This is a genomic window from Microvirga makkahensis, assembly GCF_009830105.1.
Classification (GTDB): Bacteria; Pseudomonadota; Alphaproteobacteria; order Rhizobiales; family Beijerinckiaceae; genus Microvirga; species Microvirga makkahensis.
On record NZ_WURB01000012.1, the window covers coordinates 111451 to 129063 of the forward strand.

Sequence of the window (17613 nt, forward strand, 5' to 3'; positions counted from 1 at the left end):
GCCATGCCCGTCTCCTCGATCCGGCCGGCGCTCAGGTGTAGTAGATCGAGATTCTCCGTCCCTGGATCTCCCGGATCTCGACATCCATGTCGTAGATCTCCCGCATCGCTTCGCTTGTCATGATCTCGGCGGGCGGGCCATGGCGCACGACGGCTCCGTCGCGCATGGCCACGATGAAGTCCGAGTAGCAGGAAGCGAAGTTGATGTCGTGGAGGACGAGGACGATTGTCTTGCCCATGGTGTCGGCGGCCTGGCGCAGCAGCTTCATCATGCCGACCGCGTGCTTCATGTCGAGATTGTTCAAGGGCTCGTCGAAGAGCACGTAATCCGTGTCCTGGCAGAGCACCATGGCCACATAGGCCCGCTGCCGCTGCCCGCCCGACAACTCGTCCAGGAAGCGGTCGGAGAGCGCCTCCAAGCCGAGGAACCCGATGGCCTTGTCCGCCTGGGCGCGGTCCTCGGCTGTGAGGCGTCCTTTCGAATAGGGATAGCGCCCGAATTCGACCAGGTCCCGGACCGTCAGCCGGGAGGTCACCCTGTTGTCCTGGCGGAGGATGGACAGGCGCTTCGCCAGCACGTCCGATGGGGTCTTCGTCACATCGAGCCCGTCGACCTTTACCGTTCCGGCCGTGATGGGCGCGAGCCGGCTGATCATCGACAGGAGGGTGGACTTGCCGGCCCCGTTGGGCCCGATGATGGAGGTGATGCCGCGGCGCGGGATCTGCAGCGACACGTTCTGCACGACGATGGTGTCGCCATAGCTCTTGCGAACGTTCGAGATCTCGATCAACGGGATGCTCCTCTGATCAACAGGGCGAGGAAGACGATGCCGCCCGCGAATTCGATGACGATGCTCAGGGCGGTATCGAAGGCGAAGACCCGCTCCAGAATGAGCTGCCCGCCGACGAGGCAGATGACAGCGAGCAGAACCGCGATGGGCAGAACGAAACGATGCCCGTGTGTTCCGGCCAGCTGATAGGCGAGGTTCGCCACGAGCAGGCCGAAGAAGGTGACCGGCCCCACCAGGGCAGTTGAGACCGATACCAGAACCGCCACCAGGATGAGGACGATGGTCACCATCCGGTTGTGGTCGACTCCCAGATTGATGGAAGTCTCGCGGCCGAGGGCAAGCACGTCGTAGACGTGCATGAGCCGCCACACGATGATCGAGACGATCAGGACGGCCAGGGCCGACACCGCGAGGAGATCGCCGTCGACGGTGTTGAAACTGGCAAACAGCCGGTCCTGCAGAACCACGAACTCGTTGGGATCGATGATCCTCTGCATGAAGCCCGAGAGGCTGCGGAACAGCACACCGAACACGATGCCCACAAGGACGAGCAGGTGAAGGCTGCGACTGCTTCCGGAAAAGAGCCAGCGGTAGAGCAGGCTGGAGAACGCCACCATCACGGCGACCTCGCACGCGAACAACAGGCGCGGGTCCAAAGCCGTCACTCCCGCCGAACCGATGGCGAAGATCAGGCTCGTCTGGATGAGGATATAGAGTGCGTCGAAGCCCATGATGGAGGGCGTCAGGATCCGGTTGTGGCTCACCGTCTGAAACAGGATCGTCGAGACCGCGATGGCATAGGCCACCAGAACCATGGACAGGATCTTCATGCCGCGGAACGGCAGGATGAAATCCCACCGCCCCTTCGCCCCCACCGTCATGAACAGCACGATCACGCCCGTCGCCAGCGCCGCGAGGATCAGAATCCCATGGATTGACGGCCTGTTCTCACGCAAGGCGCTCGCGCCCCTTGAGCAGGAGGAACAGGAACAGGCCGCTGCCGACGATTCCCATGATCGTTCCGATGGGAATCTCGTAGGGGTGATAGGCCACGCGCCCGACAATGTCGCAGGTCAGGACGAGGCCTGCTCCCAGCAAGGCGACCCACGGCAGTGAGCGGCGCATATTGTCGCCCATCATGAGACTCACCACGTTCGGCACGATGAGGCCGAGGAACGGCAGCATGCCGACAGTGACCACGATGGTGGCCGTCACCATCGCAACGATGATGAGGCCGAAGGATACGACGCTGCGATAACGCAGGCCTAGATTGGTGGCGAAGTCCCTCCCCATTCCGGCCAGGGTCAACCGGTCGGCGGCGAGATAGGCGAGGAGGGTCAGGACGAAGGCGATCCAGAGCAATTCGTATCGCCCCCGCAGAACACCGGAGAAGTCGCCGGTCGTCCACGCGTTCAGAGACTGCAACAGATCGAAGCGATAGGCGAAGAACGTCGTGGTCGCACCGATGATGCCGCTCAGCATGATGCCCACGAGCGGCACGACCAGCACAGAACGGAGCGGAACGAACCTGAGGATGCGCAGGAACAGGGCGGTTCCCGCCAGCGCAAACGCCGCGGCGATCAGCATCTTTCCGATAACCGGCGCATCCGGCGCGAATAGCGTGACGATGAGCAGGCCGAGGCTCGCGGATTCGACCGTTCCTGCGGTGGATGGTTCCACGAACCGGTTGCGGGTCAGCATCTGCATGATCGTTCCGGCCACCGCCATGGCTGTCCCAGCCAGGATGAGGGCCAGGGTCCTGGGGATCCGGGAGATCAGGAGGATCTGCGTGGCGTACTGCCCCTCCTGCGGTGAGATGAAAGCGGACAGCGACAGGTCGCCGGCACCGATCAGGAGGCTGATCAATGCCAGAACGATCACGGTGGCTGCTGCGAGGAGGAAGCGTTTCACGATTCTTCGGGAGCACTCGCACCGAGCGCGTCCAGTTGAGGGTTCCGCATGACAAAGCGGATCACCCATGGGATGACCCGCGCTTGAAGGCAATGCCCCGAAGAGCAGGCCCGTTCAAGCCTATTTCTCGATGATTGCTTTCGCGATCTGATCCACGCTCGCCTGCAAGGCCGTCAATCCGCCGCCGACCAGATACCAGCTCACCGGATCGAGATAGACCACATGGTTGTTCTTCCAGGCCGTGGTCTGGGCCACGAGATCGTTGTCCAGAACCTTCTTGGCCGCCTCGCCCCGACCTGTCGCTGCATCCCGGTCGATCACGAAGAGCCAATCCGGGTTCGTCTTGAGGATGAATTCCGCGTTCACGGCCTGTCCGTGGTTCGTCGTGGCCAGATCTTCGACCGCCGGTATGATCCCGAAGTCGGTGTGCAGCAACCCGAAGCGCGAGCCCGGTCCATAGGCGCTCAACTTGCCGCCGGTCGCGAGGACGAGGAGGCCCTTGCCGGCTTTCGATGCTTCCTGCCGGAGGGAGGCGATCGATTGGTCGAGCTTCGCAAGCTGCGAATCCGCCTCGGCCTGCTTGTCGAAGATCCTTGCAAGAATTTGCACGTTGCGCGTGACGCTGCCGATATAGTTCTTGGGGTCGACCGTCAAATCGATCGTGGGAGCGATCTTCGCCAGAGCCTCGTATTTGGCGCTGGAGCGGCCTCCGATGATGATCAGGTCCGGCTCGGCGGCATTCACGGCTTCATAGTTCGGCTCGAACAGGGTGCCGATCTTCTCGTACCGATCCGAGCTGTACTTCGCGAGATACTCGGGGAACCGGGCCGTCGGGACGCCCGAAACCTCGATGCCGAGCGCGTTCAGGGTATCGAGCGAGGCGAGATCGAAGGCGAGCACTTTCTTCGGCTTCGAGGGGACCGTCGTCTCGCCTTTGGCGTGCTGAATCGTGAGATCCTTCGCGTGGGCGCCTGTGGCCAGGACGCCGATCGCCAACGCGCCCGCGATGATAGCGGCAAGGGGGTGGGAAAGGCGGGCAGAGATATTCATCATGACATTGCTCTCCAGGAATGCGTTCAGGCGTCGGGGCACAGGATGTCAGTCGTCGATATGGTCGTGGCCGCCGATCCGGCCGGGGCGCCAGTAACCCTCCGACGAGATTTGATTGCGGGTGAGCCCTCGCGCGATCAGGGTATGCCGCTGGCGGCGGACATTGCTCGTTTCGCCGATGAGATATGCGTGGCCTTTTCCGGGTGGAAGGGGGAAGTCCTGCACCACGCCGTTCATGATTTCACTCGGGCCGGCGGGTGCGCCGTTGCGATGCACCCAGCGGATGGTGGCGTCGGCCTGCGTCTGCAGAGCGATCTCGCCGCTCCGTCCGCCCGTCTCAATGAAGACGAACGTCCTGGATCCCGCCGGCATGGTCTCAAGGATATGGGCGATGGCCGGGATGCAGGTTTCGTCTCCCGTCAGGAGGTGCCAATCCGCATCGGCCTGAAACACGGTGCCGCCCCGCGGACCCTTCACCTCGATCGTATCGCCCGGCATGACCCGCCGCGCCCAGGTGGGCGCCGGCGTTTCGCCGTGGAGCACGAAATCGACGCTGATCGTCCCAAGAGTCCGATCCAGGCTGCGGATCGTGTAATCTCTTCGTCCCGTTCCGCCGTCGGGGAGAGGGATCATCATGAGGATCGCCTGTCCCGGCTTGTAGGCGAACTCACGGATATCGTCCGCCGTCATAACGACGCGACGCATGCCGGGAGGGACGTCGAAGCTGTCGACGACGCGGAATGTCCAACTCCGCAGTGGCGGACGCTGGCGGGGCTGCTCATGAAGGCCCGGCTTGTCATGATCGGTCATGATCGCTCCTCTCGACGATACGCGGTTGGGTTCGGGCGAGGGAACCGACGGCTCCCGTCGCATGGGTCAGAACGTGGCCGACATGCTCACCCACAGGCGACGCCCTTCGACGACCGTGTTGTAGTCCGTGGGTTCGACTTCCTTGTCGAAGACGTTGTAGATGGCGGCATTCAGGGTGAGCTGTTCCGTGAGGTCATAGGACAGGCCGACATCCATCGTGGCGTATGCACCATACTTGCGTCCGGTCATGCCGTTGATGATCACGGGCGTTCCGTTGGTGCCGATGCGAGCGCCGCCCACGATCTCGGAGCCGTGATAGTTGACGGCGGCCCATGTCGCCAAACCGGCAACCGGCGTGATCCAATCTACACGTGCATTGGCCATGTGCCTGGGCGTGCGGGCGAGAGGAAAACCGGCGTAGTCGCCGGTTCGCTGCTCGGAATCCGTGAAGGTGTAGCTGCCGCGGAACGAAAGCGTGTCCGTCGCCCGCCAGGTGGTGGCCAGTTCAACGCCCTGGATAACCGCGTCATCGATGTTGTAGCTGTACCAGAGGCGGTAGTTCGGATCCTCCGACCAGCGCACGGGATTGCCGGCATCGTCCAGCACCAGCGCATTGCTGATCTTGTCCTTGAAGTCCGTGTGGAAATAGGTCGCGCTGGCGGTAAATCCGCTCAGGTTGTCCCATACGGCGCCGATCTCGTAGCTCGTGCTGGTTTCTGCCTGCAGGTCCGGGTTCGCGAGAATGACGCCGCAGGTCCCGCTGGGGCCATACGAGCAGCCTCCACCGCCCGTGGTATAGGCATAGCCCGGCGCGATCTGGCGGATTTCAGGAGCTCGGAAACCCGTGGAGACGCCGCCCTTGACGGTGAGGTTCTCGGTTGCGTGCCACACCGCGTAGCTGCGCGGGCTGTAATGCGCGCCATAGATCTCGTGGTGATCCATGCGCAGGCCGTTCGTGATCGAGAACGTATCCGTCAGGCGCCACTCGTCCTCGGCGAAGAGAGCCCATTGGTCGATCTCGAACTTCTCTTGGATATCGCTGCGGCGGCCGGGATTCTGGTCCGTCAGCATGGCGTTGAACCATTGCCCCCCCGTCACCAGGGTGTGCGTTCCGAAGAACTCGAACGGCGTCGTGAACTTGCCGTCGACGACCGTATTCCTGATCTCGGGCGAACGGCTATTCTTGTCGAAGGCGGAGGTTTGCGGGTTTTCCGTGTAGCTCCTCCGTTCCGCCCATTCCTGCAGGATGGAGAAGTACGAGGTGGTCGGCCCCCACCGGCCCTCATGGCTCAGCGACCAGTACTTGCGGTCGTTGAGGTTGTAAGTGTCATCGTCGGATCCATCGAGCGTGCCCCATTTCGAGGCGTTCCGGCGGATGCGCGTATAGCCGCTTTCCAGGAGGATGTCATGGTCCTCGTTGGGTGTGAAGGTCAGCCGCCCGGCGAGATTGCCTTCGCGTGCTCCGGTGATGCCGCTTAGGAGTTCGTCCTCGTTCCGGCCGAAGCCGCGGCCCCAGAGCTGGAGGCCCAGCATCCGGTGGATCAGTGGGCCGCTCGTGTAGAAGGTGCCTTGAGCCGAATGGCCGAACGCGTCGTGCTGCTGGAGCGTGCCCTCCGTCGTGACGGTGCCGCTCCAGGTATCGGACACTTTGCGCGTAATGATGTTGATCACGCCGCCCATGGCGTCCGAGCCGTAGAGGGACGACATCGGGCCGCGCACGACCTCGATGCGGTCGATGGCCGCGATCGGGGGGATGAAGCTCTGCTCGAAGCCTGCGTTGCCGTTGGTGCGGGAATCGCGAGTGTTCTGGCGTTTCCCGTCGACCAGGATCAGCGTATAGCTGCCCGGGAGGCCGCGGATGAAGATGTCCTTCTCGTTGGCCACGCCGGTCACCGTGACGCCCTGGACCTCCCTAAGGGCGTCCGTCAGGTCGCGAAAGGCGCCCTTCTCGAGCTCCTCGCGGGTGATGACCGAGATGCTCGCCGGAGCATCCTTGACGGATTGCTCGAAGCCAGCAGCCGTGACGACGATCTGGTCGATGGAGATCACATCTCCGTTCGCGACCGCCGGAGAACCGTCGGCCGTCTGAGCCACGGCGGACGGGATGGCGAAGGGTGCGGCCGACAGGCTGGTGCAGGCAAGCAGAGCGAGCATGCGGCTTGTTCTGCTCTTTGCTGCAGATCCGGTGCCGACATCCCGCTGAACCGACGCGTCAAATCCCATTCTTTGCCCCCAACTCGCGAGAAACTGAACGAAGGGAGCTAGTAGGTTCTGCGGAAGAATAGGGTCAACGGCTATGTTTGAGAGTCATTCTGAGTTCAGGAAATCGCAATTTATAATGCCTCTAAAGTATTCTTCTGGAGCTTGAAAGACTTGCGGGAATGATGAATAGGCAGGGTACTTGAACGGTTGACCCGCCATTGCCCGACGCCTGCGGCTCGGCTGTGAAACAGTGCTATTGTGGATCCTGCATCACAAGAACCCGGCCTGAAACTCGGTCATCTGCGCCTCCTCCTGGCATTGGATGCATTGCTCGTGGAAGGAAGCGTCAACCGCGCCGCAGAGCGGCTCGGGATGAGCGCGCCTGCGATGAGCAGGCTTCTTAGCCAGATCCGGGAGGTCTATGACGATCCGATCTTCATTCGGTCGTCCCGTCGCCTGATCCCGACCCCCTTCGCGGAATCCATGCGCCAGCGGCTGCGGGCCGTGGCCGCGGAGGCGGAGGCGCTGTCCCGGCCGCAGGAGAAGGCTGCGGGCAACACGGCCATCGATCCCTCCTCCTGGTCTGGACGTCCCGTCATCGAAGCGGCGCCCCTGACCGCCCGGCCGAGCATACTCCTCGAGGGCGAGCCTCCTCCGGACGCTTTCGCGCGCAAGCTCGCGTCTCTCGGGAAGACGGAGGACACGCGCAAGCGGCTCGCGAAGCATATTGCGACGATCGGAGCGGGCATCGGGCGCAGCCGGCCGCTCACCGCCGACGAGGCGGAGGATGCGTTCCGCATCATTCTCGAAGGCGAGGCGGATCCTGCGCAAATCGGAGCGCTCCTGTCCATGATGAACTTCAGGGGAGAAACCGCCGCCGAACTGGCCGGCCTGGTTCGCGCAGCCCGCCTTCACCTGGGAGCTCCGGATTCGGATTCGCCGCGCATCGATCTGGACTGGCCTGCCTATATATCTCCGAAATCTCGTAGAATGCCCTGGTTCCTGCAGGCGGCGCTGCTGCTGGCGCAGGCGGGCCGCAAGATCCTTCTTCACGGTCTGGATGGCGGCGGCGATACGAGAGGCATGCTCGTATCGGCTGCGAGCACCATCGGTATTCCAATCTGCGGGAGCATCGCGTCCGCCAGGGAGGCCATCGCCACACGGGGAATCGCCTATCTGCCGGTCGCCGCCATGTCGTCCCAGCTCCACCGGCTGCATATGCTGTATGGCCTGTTCGAGACGCGCACGCCGGTCAATTCGCTGATGCCGCTGCTCAACCCTCTGGACGCACCATCGATCATGATGGGCGTCGTGCGCCCGGCTTACCGCGAGCTGCACTGCGATACCGGAGCGATACTCGGCTGCGGAAGCCTGACCGTCATGGGGACCAGCCGTGACGCTGCCGAGGCGACGCCGTTCCGCTCGAGCGCGCTCCTCCGTCTGGTTGGCGGCCGTGCGGAGAACCTTTTCCTCCCTGCGTCGCCGGAGCCGATGTCTTACCCGCTGACGGGAATGACGAGTCTCGAATACTGGCGTGGAGTCTGGAACGGAACCGTGCGCGACGAGCGAGCGGCGGAAATCATCAGTGCCACAGCGGCCGTGGCGCTTCTCACCCTGAGGGGCGAAGATGCGGATCGTCTCGAGGAATGCCGGGGAACGGCGAGGGAGCTTTGGAAGGGGCGCATGAAAAACGTATCGAGGAATCATTCTCGCTCGAATGAGGCGGCCCGATGAAATCGGCTCTCATGTCGTGGCAGTTCTGGGCGCTCCTGTCCGCAGCCTTCGCCGCGCTGACCGCCATCTTCGCAAAGGTCGGGATCGAGAACATCAATTCGGATTTTGCGACCTTCATCCGCACGCTGGTGGTTCTGTGCGCTCTCGGCGCGATCCTGATCGGGACGGGGCAATGGCAGCCCCTCGAATCGATCTCGGGACGCAGCTATCTGTTCCTCGTGCTCTCCGGCCTCGCCACGGGAGCCTCGTGGATCTGCTATTTCAGGGCGCTCAAGCTCGGCGATGCTGCACGGGTCGCGCCCGTCGACAAATTGAGCGTCGTTCTCGTCGCCCTCTTCGGCGTCGCCTTCCTGGGCGAACGGCTGTCCCTTCCGAACTGGCTCGGCATCGGCTTCATCGCCGCGGGCACCATCCTCGTAGCCTACAGGGCTTGAGAGACGGCCTCCTCCCGGGGAGCGCCGCACCAGGACCGGGCGATCGAACCAGTCCCCATGCCTCACGTTGATCCTTCGGCTCGGCAGGCAAGACCTTGGCCTGCAGGCGAGCTGTCATGAGGATTTCTGATGGACAAGGCCAAGCGCTTCAACACCTGGTACTGGGTCGCCGCGCTTCTCGGCATTCTGCTGATTCAGTACTTCTTCAGTACGGCCCAGCAGATCGCGCCTATCCCTTACAGCCAGTTCCAGGAACTGCTCCGGAACGGCAAGGTCGCCGAGATCGGGATTTCTGACCGCTTCATCCAGGGGCGGCTGAAGGAGCCTCTGCCGGGCGGGCAGACGCGATTCGCGACCACGCGCGTGGACCCGGACTTCGCCCAGGAACTCCAGCAATATGGCGTGACCTATACGGGGCAGATCGAGAACACCCTCTTGCGGGACATCCTGTCCTGGGTTCTGCCGGTTCTGGTGTTCTTTGGGATCTGGGCCTTCCTGATGCGCCGGATGGCCGCCCAGGGCGGCCTCGGCGGCGGGCTGATGCAGATCGGGAAGAGCAAGGCCAAGATCTACGTAGAGGCGGATACGGGCGTGCGGTTCGGCGATGTCGCAGGCGTGGACGAGGCCAAGGACGAACTGCGCGAGATCGTCGAGTTCCTGAGGAACCCCGAGCAGTACGGCCGTCTCGGCGGGCGCATGCCCAAGGGCGTGCTCCTGGTCGGCCCCCCGGGGACAGGCAAGACGCTGCTCGCCAAGGCGGTCGCGGGCGAGGCCAAGGTTCCGTTCTTCTCCATTTCAGGATCGGAATTCGTCGAGATGTTCGTGGGCGTCGGCGCGGCCCGCGTGCGTGACCTCTTCAGCCAGGCGCGCGAGAAGGCGCCGGCCATCATCTTCATCGACGAACTCGATGCCCTCGGACGCGCCCGCGGCATCGGTGGCCTAGCGGGCGGCCATGATGAAAAGGAGCAGACCCTCAACCAGCTTCTCGTCGAGCTCGACGGCTTCGACTCCCGGACCGGCCTGGTCCTTCTGGGGGCCACCAACCGGCCCGAGATCCTGGATCCGGCCCTGCTGCGGGCCGGCCGCTTCGACCGGCAGGTGCTCGTGGACCGGCCCGACCGGAAGGGGCGCGTCGACATCCTGCAGGTGCATATGCGAAAAGCCAAGCTCGCGCCCGACGTCGATGCCGAAAAGGTGGCGGCCCTGACCCCGGGCTTCACGGGCGCCGATCTTGCCAATCTCGTCAACGAGGCGGCCCTGCTTGCCACGAGGCGCGGGGCGGAAGCGGTGACGATGGCCGATTTCAACAATGCCGTGGAGCGCATCGTGGCGGGTCTGGAGAAGCGTAACCGCCTCCTCAATCCGAAGGAACGCGAGATCGTAGCCTATCACGAGATGGGGCATGCGCTCGTTGCCCTGGCCCTGCCAGGCGTGGACCCGGTGCACAAGGTGTCGATCATCCCGCGCGGTGTCGGCGCTCTGGGCTACACGATCCAGCGGCCCACCGAGGACCGATTCCTGATGACCCGCGAGGAACTGGAAAACAAAATGGCGGTGCTCCTCGGAGGGCGTGCCGCCGAGCTCATCGTGTTCGGCCATCTCTCGACCGGAGCGGCGGACGATCTCGCGCGCGTGACGGACATCGCCCGCTCCATGGTCACGCGCTACGGCATGTCGGAGCGGCTGGGAAATGTCGCTTTGGAGAAGGACAGCCGTTCATTCCTGAGCCCGAACCCCCTGGCCAATGGTCCTCAGGAGCGCTCGTACTCGGACGAAACGGCCTCTGCCATCGACGGCGAGGTGCGCGCCATCGTGGATCGGGTGCTCGAGCGGACCGTCTCTCTCCTGCGGGAACGCCGCGACGTTCTGGAGCGGACCGCACGGCGTCTGCTGGAAAAGGAGACGCTCGACGAGGCGGAGCTTCAGCAACTCGCGGGTGCGCCGCTCGTTCCACCACCCGCCCCGGTCGTCCAGATCGAGAGAGACGGCCACCGGCACAGGAACCCGAGCCGGGAGACCCACTGAAGGAGCCGGCGCCGTGCCGCTCCGGCCCCTTGCAAGCTTGGGCGTAATGCCTATCTCGATGAAGCCTTGTGCCGCGCGGGCCGGTGTTTCGCGGCCGCGCGAATCTCAATCGTCGATTCTTCGCTCTTCGAGGAGGTTTTGCCGATGAAGATTGCCCAAGTGGCTCCTTTATATGAACGGGTTCCGCCCAAGCTCTACGGGGGAACCGAACGGATCGTCTCCTATCTCACTGAGGAACTGGTCCGGCAGGGACACGACGTTACCCTGTTTGCCTCCGGCGATTCGATCACGAAGGCCGAACTCGTGCGGTGCTGCGATCTGGCTCTCCGGCTCAATCCCGCCGTCAGGGATCCGCTGCCTTACCACATCATGATGCTGGAACAGGTGAGGCAGAGAGCACACGAGTTCGATGTCATTCACTTCCACATTGATCTGCTGCATTTCCCGCTCATTCGGGAGTTCGCAGACCGGACCGTCACGACGACTCACGGGCGGCTGGACCTCGTCGATTTGGCTCCCTTCTACAGGTTCTTTCCCGACGTTCCGCTCGTCTCCATCTCGGATGATCAGCGCAAGCCGCTCCCGGATGCGAACTGGATCGGCACTGTCCATCATGGGCTGCCCAAAGCCCTCCTGCCTTTCCAGCCGGCGGCGACGGGAGGATATCTTGCGTTCCTCGGACGGATCTCGCCGGAGAAGCGGCCCGATCGCGCGATCAGGATTGCCGCGGAAGCCGGAATGCCTCTTCGAATGGCAGCGAAGATCGACAGGGCTGATCAGGCCTACTGGAACGAGGTCGTCAAGCCGATGGTCGAAAGCCATCCGAATGTCGAGTTCATCGGCGAGATCGACGAGAGCGAGAAGACCGATTTCCTCGGCAATGCAGCCGCACTGCTCTTCCCCATCGACTGGCCCGAACCGTTCGGGCTCGTGGTGATCGAGGCCATGGCCTGCGGCACTCCGGTGATCGCCTTCCGCTGCGGATCGGTGCCTGAGGTCGTCGAGCACGGCGCGTCCGGCTTCATCGTCGACAGCGTCGAGGAGGCCGTGAAGTCTGTCGATGCCCTCAAGGTCCTGGACCGGGCCGAGGTGCGGCGCTGCTTCCTGCGGCGTTTCACGGTCGAACGCATGGCGGAGCGTTATCTGAAGATCTATCGCAGCCTGCCCGGCGTTCGCCTCGACGCCGCTCATCTGCGCCGTGCGAACGGAAACGCGGCTCCACTGCAGGTCATCGCATAGGAGCTGATTTGAGCATGACTGTTTTCGCTTCGGGAGACAACGTCATGGACATGCCGCATGAAACGCCGGATGTGCCATCCGGCTCCTCTCTCGGACAATTTGCCGTCGCGTCGCAATCATCCCTTCAGGAGCGGCGCCCGCGCATCCTCAAGCACGGCGATACCTTTGGCGTATTCGATCGCAACGGCGACGTGCAGTCGGGAGAAGGCAGCCCCGATGGGCTTTTCCACCGGGATACCCGCTATCTCTCGCACCTGGATCTGCTGATCGATGAGGTGCGCCCGATCCTTCTGTCGTCGACCCTGCGGGACGACAACGCGGTGCTCACATGCGATCTAACCAACCCGGATCTGCATGACGGATCGGGCCGTCTCATTCTCGAGCACGACCTGATCCACATCCGCCGGTCCAAGTTTCTCTGGAAATCCACGTGTTTCGAGCGTCTGCTCGTCCGCAATTTCGACGACCGGCCCCGACGGCTCTCGATCGAGCTGCGCTTCGAGGCCGACTTCGCCGATCTCTTCGAAGTGCGGGGCACGAGGCGCCAACGGCGGGGAGTCTTTCTCCCGGCTCAAGTGGAGGCCGAGGCCGTGACCCTGGCCTATACCGGCCTCGATGAGCGAACCAGGACCACGTCACTGCGCTTCGACCCGGCTCCGACCCGGCTGGACTCGAGAGGCGCCTTGTTCGACATCGATGTGGCTCCGGGAGGGCGCGCCGTCGTCTTCGTGGAGATCCGGTGCGATGCGGCGCTCCCGCAGCGCCGCCCGAGAGAGCACTACCTGTCCTCCATGGTCGAGGCCCGGCGGGCCCTGCGTCATTCATCGTCCCGTTCGGCCGCCATCGTCTCGTCGAACGAGATCTTCAACGAGGCCCTACGGCGTTCTGTTTCCGATCTCTACATGCTGGTGACGGACATGCCCGAAGGGCCTTATCCCTATGCGGGCACGCCCTGGTTCAGCGCAGCCTTCGGGCGCGACGCCCTGATCACCGCTTACCTGACCCTCTGGAACGATCCGGTGCTGGCCCGGGGCGTTCTCACATTCCTAGCGGACAATCAGGCAAAGGTGGAGAACCCCGAGGCGGATGCGGAGCCCGGAAAGATCCTGCATGAGGTCCGGTACGGCGAGATGGCGGAACTCGGCGAGGTGCCGTTCCGCCGCTACTACGGAAGCGTCGACTCGACGCCTCTCTTCGTGATGCTCGCGGGCGCCTATCTGGAGCGCACGGCCGATCTCGCGACCGTGGAGAAGCTCTGGCCGAACATCGAAGCGGCTTTGCTGTGGATCGACCGTTACGGCGACCGCGACGGCGACGGATTCGTCGAATACGGCCGAATGACCGAAGGAGGGCTGATCAACCAGGGCTGGAAGGACAGCCACGATTCCATTTTTCATGCGGACGGCAGCATGGCCCGCGGTCCGATCGCCTTGTGTGAAGTCCAGGCCTATGTCTACGCCGCCAAGCGGGCTGCATCCCTTATCGCGTCTCGCCTCGATATGCCGGAGCGGGCGGAGGCCCTCCTCCGCGAGGCGGACGCCTTGAAGCTTCGCTTCGAGGATGCGTTCTGGTGCAACGATCTCGGCACCTACGCCCTCGCGCTCGATGGAGACAAGCGGGCGTGTCGGGTTCGATCCTCCAACGCGGGGCATTCGCTCTTCACGGGCCTCGCCTCGCCGGATCGCGCCGCTCGAATTGCAGCCACCCTGATGGATCGGTCGTCGTTCTCGGGCTGGGGCGTGAGGACCATAGCCTCGACCGAGGCGCGGTATAATCCGATGTCCTATCACAACGGGTCGGTCTGGCCCCACGATAATGCCCTGGTCGCCCTGGGTCTTGCCCGCTACGGCTTCAAGCGGGACGCGGCACGAATTCTCGACGGTCTGTTCCACGCCTCGATCTATATCGATCTCCGGCGTCTGCCCGAGCTATTCTGCGGCTTCCCGCGCCGGCGCGGCGAAGGGCCGACATTCTATCCGGTTGCCTGTGCCCCTCAGGCTTGGGCAGCCGCAGCCCCGTTGAGCCTGATCCAGTCCTGCCTCGGCCTCGACTTCGATCCACTCGCCAAGGAGATCAGGCTCGATCGGCCGGTGCTTCCATCCTTCCTGGACGAGATCATCCTCCGCAATCTTTCGGTCAGCGGCGACACGGTCGATTTCGTCGTGCGCAGGGCCGGAAGCGAAGTGGCGACCCATGTCCTGCACCGGACAGGGGACGTGAAGGTGACGATCACGCACTGACATCGAGGGGCGCCGGGTTCGCGCATCCGCAGGCCCGGCGCTCGGGCGGCGCTGCCCGTCAGCCCTCGATTGCGACGAACAGGTACTGGTCGTCGCGTTTCACGCGCAGGAGAATCGGCCGCTTCTGCCCCTGGGCCTCCGTCCAGGCCTTCGCCACATCGGCTGGCGCGCCCACCGGCTGGTTGTCGGCAGAGACGATCACGTCGCCTTGCCTGAGACCGGCTTCCGCGGCCGGACTGTTCGGGTCGACCCTCTGGATCAGGACGCCCGACATGCCCGGGTCGAGCCCGAGCTGGCCTCGAGCTGCATCGGGGATCGGGCTGAGCGCCAGCCCGAGGCGTTTGCCGTCGTCTGCGCCGCCGGGAGGCGTCGAGCGGGCTGTCTGCTCCCCGCTGCGCTGGCCGATCGTGACGGTCAGCTCCTCGGGCTTGCCGTCCCGGATCACCGTCGCGGGGGCCTGGGTGCCGGGCTTCATGGCGGCGACGGCGCGCGAGAGTTCCCGGCCGCTCTCCACCGGCTTCCCGTCGAACTGCGTGATCACGTCACCGGACCGGAAACCCGCCTTTTCGGCCGGGCCGCCGGGCTCCACCGAGGCGACGAGCACGCCCTTTTCGTCCGAGCGGCCGAGGGCCTGAGCAATGGCAGGTGTGATCTCCTGCAGACGCAGTCCGACATAGCCGCGCTCGACCCGGCCCGTGCGGATCAACTGGTCGGCCACCGTCCGAGCGGTGTTCGAAGGCACCGCGAAGCCGATGCCGATATTGACGCCGGACGGGGAGAAGATCGCCGTGTTGACGCCGATCACTTCGCCGCGGGCATTGAACAGCGGCCCGCCCGAATTGCCCCGGTTGATGGAGGCGTCCGTCTGAATGTAGTCGTCGTACGGACCCGAGCGGATGTCGCGGGAGCGGGCGGACACGACGCCGACCGTCACCGTGCCGCCGAGGCCGAAGGGGCTGCCGATAGCGATCGCCCAGGAGCCCGGCTCCGCAGTATCCGAGTCGCCCCAGTTGGCAATGGTCATGTCGGGTCGGGGGTCGATCTTCAGCACAGCGATATCCGTTGCGGGATCCCGGCCGACGAGTGTTGCGGGAACATTTGTCCTGTCGCCGAACACGACATGGATTTCGGCCGCATCCTCCACCACGTGATTGTTGGTGATGATATGCCCGTCCGGACTGATCACGAATCCCGACCCGAGAGCCTGTCGCTGCTGCCGGCGAGGCTCAGGCCGTTCGCCGTAGTAGCGACGGAAGAACTCACGGAAGGGCAAATCTTCCGGCAAGGCCTGTGCCTGCTCCTGTTCCTCGACGCGCTGCTTCGTCGTGATCGCGACGACAGCCGGCACCTTCTCCTTGACCACGACCGTAAAGTCGGCAGGCACCTGCTGTGCGACCGCCGGCGAAGCGGCGAAGGCCAGAACGGAGAACAGCCCAGCGAAGGCATATCTCATCAAACTCGAGCTTAACGCAGAACGAGGCATAGGGTCCTCCTGCTCCAACAGGCCAAGATCCCGGTGGGACCGGATGCTGCGCCAATGCCGGAAGCAGCGGGCGGTTCCACCGCCGAGCCGTTTAGCAAAAGGGACGGGTATGGGCATGCATGCCGCGGACTCCGCCACATCCTCCCGACCTCGCCGCGCGCCACCGAGACTCTGCGGCCATCGCGGACGATTAGCGCAGCCGCACATGGCCGAGCCGCACATGGCCGAGCCGCACATGGCCGATAAGCAGGACGAGGCTGCATCTCCATCACGCCGATCCAGTGCCCGGCCGCGCGGGCATTCTGATGTGGTTGTTCATCCCTCGGCGCCATCACGAATCGAATTACCGGTTTCAACCAGCCTTCGCGTATCATTAGGCCTGTCATCAGGCATGGGCCCTACAAGCATTGGAGCGGCGCTGTCTCTTAGTCGGCAGCCCGGCGAGATACTGATCTGTCAGGTAGGAGACATCCTGTATCGGTATGGTTGGGGTGACGAGGTCCTTGACGACGGGCCGGAACCGTATGCCAAATTCTTCAATGGCTTAGTGGATGTGAATGGCGGTGGAGGTAGTCAGCTGTGAACTTGTCTCTGGCAGAAATTCCCTCATAAGCCGGGCAATACGGGGATTTTAGCCAGACCTTGTTCGGTGCAAGCAAAAATGGGCAGAAAAGATCGATCTGTGTCGGCATCTTAAGGACAATTCCCTACGTAGACGAACAGGGAACATTCCGCCGGGCGCACCGAGAGGGGACAGTAAGAGCAAGGAACTTGCTCGTTCGCCGCAGTGTCCGCAGGACGGTGAAGTGCCCTCATTCGAGTTCCGCGGCGGTGAGCTCTAGCCGGAATGGTGGACCTCGAAAGGTCCCGGGGCCTGCAGGCAATCCGTCTTAGCCAGAGCTTGTCTCTCACGCCTCGGTAGAGGATCGATGCTCGGGAGACCCAGGTCCCAATGACGAAGGTGCGGCAGCTATCTCTAGGCCTAAGCCATCTGCCCTAATTGCGCATGTGAAGGCCGGCAGGCAAAGAACTTACAACGCGGATTGGCCTGCTTCGGTTTCCCTGTTGGGCCTCATGGATTTTGGTATGCCTGCGATTAACTCATACAGCCCGACCGGTAATGCTTACATTGACGGCGTTCTTGGCGATCATAAATGGGCGGTCAACAGCTTCACCTACAGCTTTCCTACCAGCGGTTCGTACTACGGTTCGGGCTACGGCTCCGGTGAAAACGTCACTAATTTCGGGGCTCTTAATGCAAACCAGCAGGCGATGGTTCGCTCCGATTTGAAGATGTATGCCTCGGTCGCCAATCTCAGCTTTACAGAGATCAGCGAGACCTCGTCCCAGCACGCGGATCTTCGCTTTGCGATGTCGGACAAGCCGAGCACCGCCTGGGCCTACTTCCCGACGACGGCTGCGGAAGGCGGCGATACCTGGTTCAACAACTCGGACGGCTACTACAACACCCCCGTGAAGGGCAACTATGCCTCTCTCACCATCCTGCATGAGATCGGCCATGCGCTCGGCCTGGAGCATGCGCATGAGCATTTTGTCATGCCTGCAGACCGGGACTCGATGGAGTACACGGTGATGAGCTACCGCTCGTATGTGGGCGCCTCCACCACCAGCGGCTATGTCAACGAGACCTGGGGCTATGCCCAGTCGCTGATGATGTACGACATCGCCGCACTG

Annotated in this window: 13 protein-coding genes; 6 read left to right on the forward strand and 7 right to left on the reverse strand. The window is 63.4% G+C overall.

Annotation, left to right across the window (positions count from 1 at the left end; genetic code table 11):
- Nucleotides 1-31: 31 nt before the first annotated feature.
- The 6 genes from GR328_RS16690 to GR328_RS16715 form a co-directional block, all read right to left on the reverse strand.
- A complete protein-coding gene (locus GR328_RS16690) occupies nucleotides 32-790 on the reverse strand; it encodes an iron ABC transporter ATP-binding protein (protein WP_160885695.1) in 759 nt (252 codons plus the stop codon).
- Entirely contained in the window at nucleotides 787-1746 is a 960-nt protein-coding gene (locus GR328_RS16695; protein WP_205790067.1) for an iron chelate uptake ABC transporter family permease subunit, read from the reverse strand. The genes GR328_RS16690 and GR328_RS16695 overlap by 4 nt, the downstream gene beginning before the upstream one ends.
- Entirely contained in the window at nucleotides 1739-2701 is a 963-nt protein-coding gene (locus GR328_RS16700) for an ABC transporter permease (RefSeq protein WP_343039408.1), read from the reverse strand. Before GR328_RS16700 ends, GR328_RS16695 begins: the two co-directional genes overlap by 8 nt.
- A 120-nt stretch (nucleotides 2702-2821) precedes the next feature.
- The gene (locus GR328_RS16705; RefSeq protein ID WP_160885729.1) at nucleotides 2822-3751 is read right to left on the reverse strand and encodes a siderophore ABC transporter substrate-binding protein; all 930 of its coding nucleotides are present in this window, start codon (nucleotides 3749-3751) and stop codon (nucleotides 2822-2824) included.
- A 48-nt stretch (nucleotides 3752-3799) separates the two neighbouring features.
- Nucleotides 3800-4561, reverse strand: coding sequence for a siderophore-interacting protein (locus GR328_RS16710; protein ID WP_160885699.1), 762 nt, complete (start codon nucleotides 4559-4561; stop codon nucleotides 3800-3802).
- Between the two features lie 66 nt (nucleotides 4562-4627).
- Nucleotides 4628-6715: a TonB-dependent receptor domain-containing protein gene (locus tag GR328_RS16715; protein ID WP_160885701.1), complete on the reverse strand. Its 2088-nt coding sequence runs from the start codon at nucleotides 6713-6715 to the stop codon at nucleotides 4628-4630.
- Nucleotides 6716-7021: 306 nt separating this feature from the next.
- Here GR328_RS16715 and GR328_RS16720 point away from each other — a divergent pair, with 306 nt between their 5' ends.
- The 5 genes from GR328_RS16720 (at nucleotide 7022) to GR328_RS16740 (ending at nucleotide 14435) form a co-directional block, all read left to right on the forward strand.
- On the forward strand, nucleotides 7022-8497 hold the full coding sequence (locus GR328_RS16720) for a glycosyl transferase family protein (RefSeq protein ID WP_343039409.1): 1476 nt from the start codon (nucleotides 7022-7024) through the stop codon (nucleotides 8495-8497).
- A complete protein-coding gene (locus tag GR328_RS16725; protein ID WP_160885705.1) occupies nucleotides 8494-8931 on the forward strand; it encodes an EamA family transporter in 438 nt (145 codons plus the stop codon). The genes GR328_RS16720 and GR328_RS16725 overlap by 4 nt, the downstream gene beginning before the upstream one ends.
- Nucleotides 8932-9060: 129 nt before the next feature.
- Nucleotides 9061-10956 (forward strand): ATP-dependent zinc metalloprotease FtsH, encoded by a 1896-nt coding sequence (ftsH, locus tag GR328_RS16730; protein WP_160885707.1) that lies wholly within the window; start codon nucleotides 9061-9063, stop codon nucleotides 10954-10956.
- 144 nt (nucleotides 10957-11100) lie between these two features.
- Nucleotides 11101-12195, forward strand: coding sequence for a glycosyltransferase family 4 protein (locus tag GR328_RS16735; protein WP_160885709.1), 1095 nt, complete (start codon nucleotides 11101-11103; stop codon nucleotides 12193-12195).
- A gap of 44 nt (nucleotides 12196-12239) precedes the next feature.
- A complete protein-coding gene (locus tag GR328_RS16740) occupies nucleotides 12240-14435 on the forward strand; it encodes an amylo-alpha-1,6-glucosidase (protein ID WP_160885731.1) in 2196 nt (731 codons plus the stop codon).
- Between the two features lie 58 nt (nucleotides 14436-14493).
- Here GR328_RS16740 and GR328_RS16745 read toward each other — a convergent pair whose 3' ends face one another.
- On the reverse strand, nucleotides 14494-15888 hold the full coding sequence (locus GR328_RS16745; RefSeq protein WP_170304133.1) for a DegQ family serine endoprotease: 1395 nt from the start codon (nucleotides 15886-15888) through the stop codon (nucleotides 14494-14496).
- A 1116-nt stretch (nucleotides 15889-17004) separates the two neighbouring features.
- On the opposite strand from GR328_RS16745, the gene GR328_RS16750 reads away from it, so the two are divergent.
- Nucleotides 17005-17613: matrixin family metalloprotease (locus tag GR328_RS16750; protein ID WP_160885713.1), on the forward strand; the 609-nt coding region annotated here is incomplete at its 3' end.

Bases quoted from the DNA above. Each gene is read 5' to 3' on its own strand.
- ftsH (WP_160885707.1), top strand. From the start codon at position 9,061: ATGGACAAGGCCAAGCGCTTCAACACCTGGTACTGGGTCGCCGCGCTT.
- GR328_RS16740 (WP_160885731.1), top strand. From the start codon at position 12,240: ATGGACATGCCGCATGAAACGCCGGATGTGCCATCCGGCTCCTCTCTC.
- GR328_RS16715 (WP_160885701.1), bottom strand. From the start codon at position 6,715: ATGCTCGCTCTGCTTGCCTGCACCAGCCTGTCGGCCGCACCCTTCGCC.
- GR328_RS16735 (WP_160885709.1), top strand. From the start codon at position 11,101: ATGAAGATTGCCCAAGTGGCTCCTTTATATGAACGGGTTCCGCCCAAG.
- GR328_RS16745 (WP_170304133.1), bottom strand. From the start codon at position 15,888: ATGAGATATGCCTTCGCTGGGCTGTTCTCCGTTCTGGCCTTCGCCGCT.
- GR328_RS16725 (WP_160885705.1), top strand. From the start codon at position 8,494: ATGAAATCGGCTCTCATGTCGTGGCAGTTCTGGGCGCTCCTGTCCGCA.
- GR328_RS16705 (WP_160885729.1), bottom strand. From the start codon at position 3,751: ATGAATATCTCTGCCCGCCTTTCCCACCCCCTTGCCGCTATCATCGCG.
- GR328_RS16710 (WP_160885699.1), bottom strand. From the start codon at position 4,561: ATGACCGATCATGACAAGCCGGGCCTTCATGAGCAGCCCCGCCAGCGT.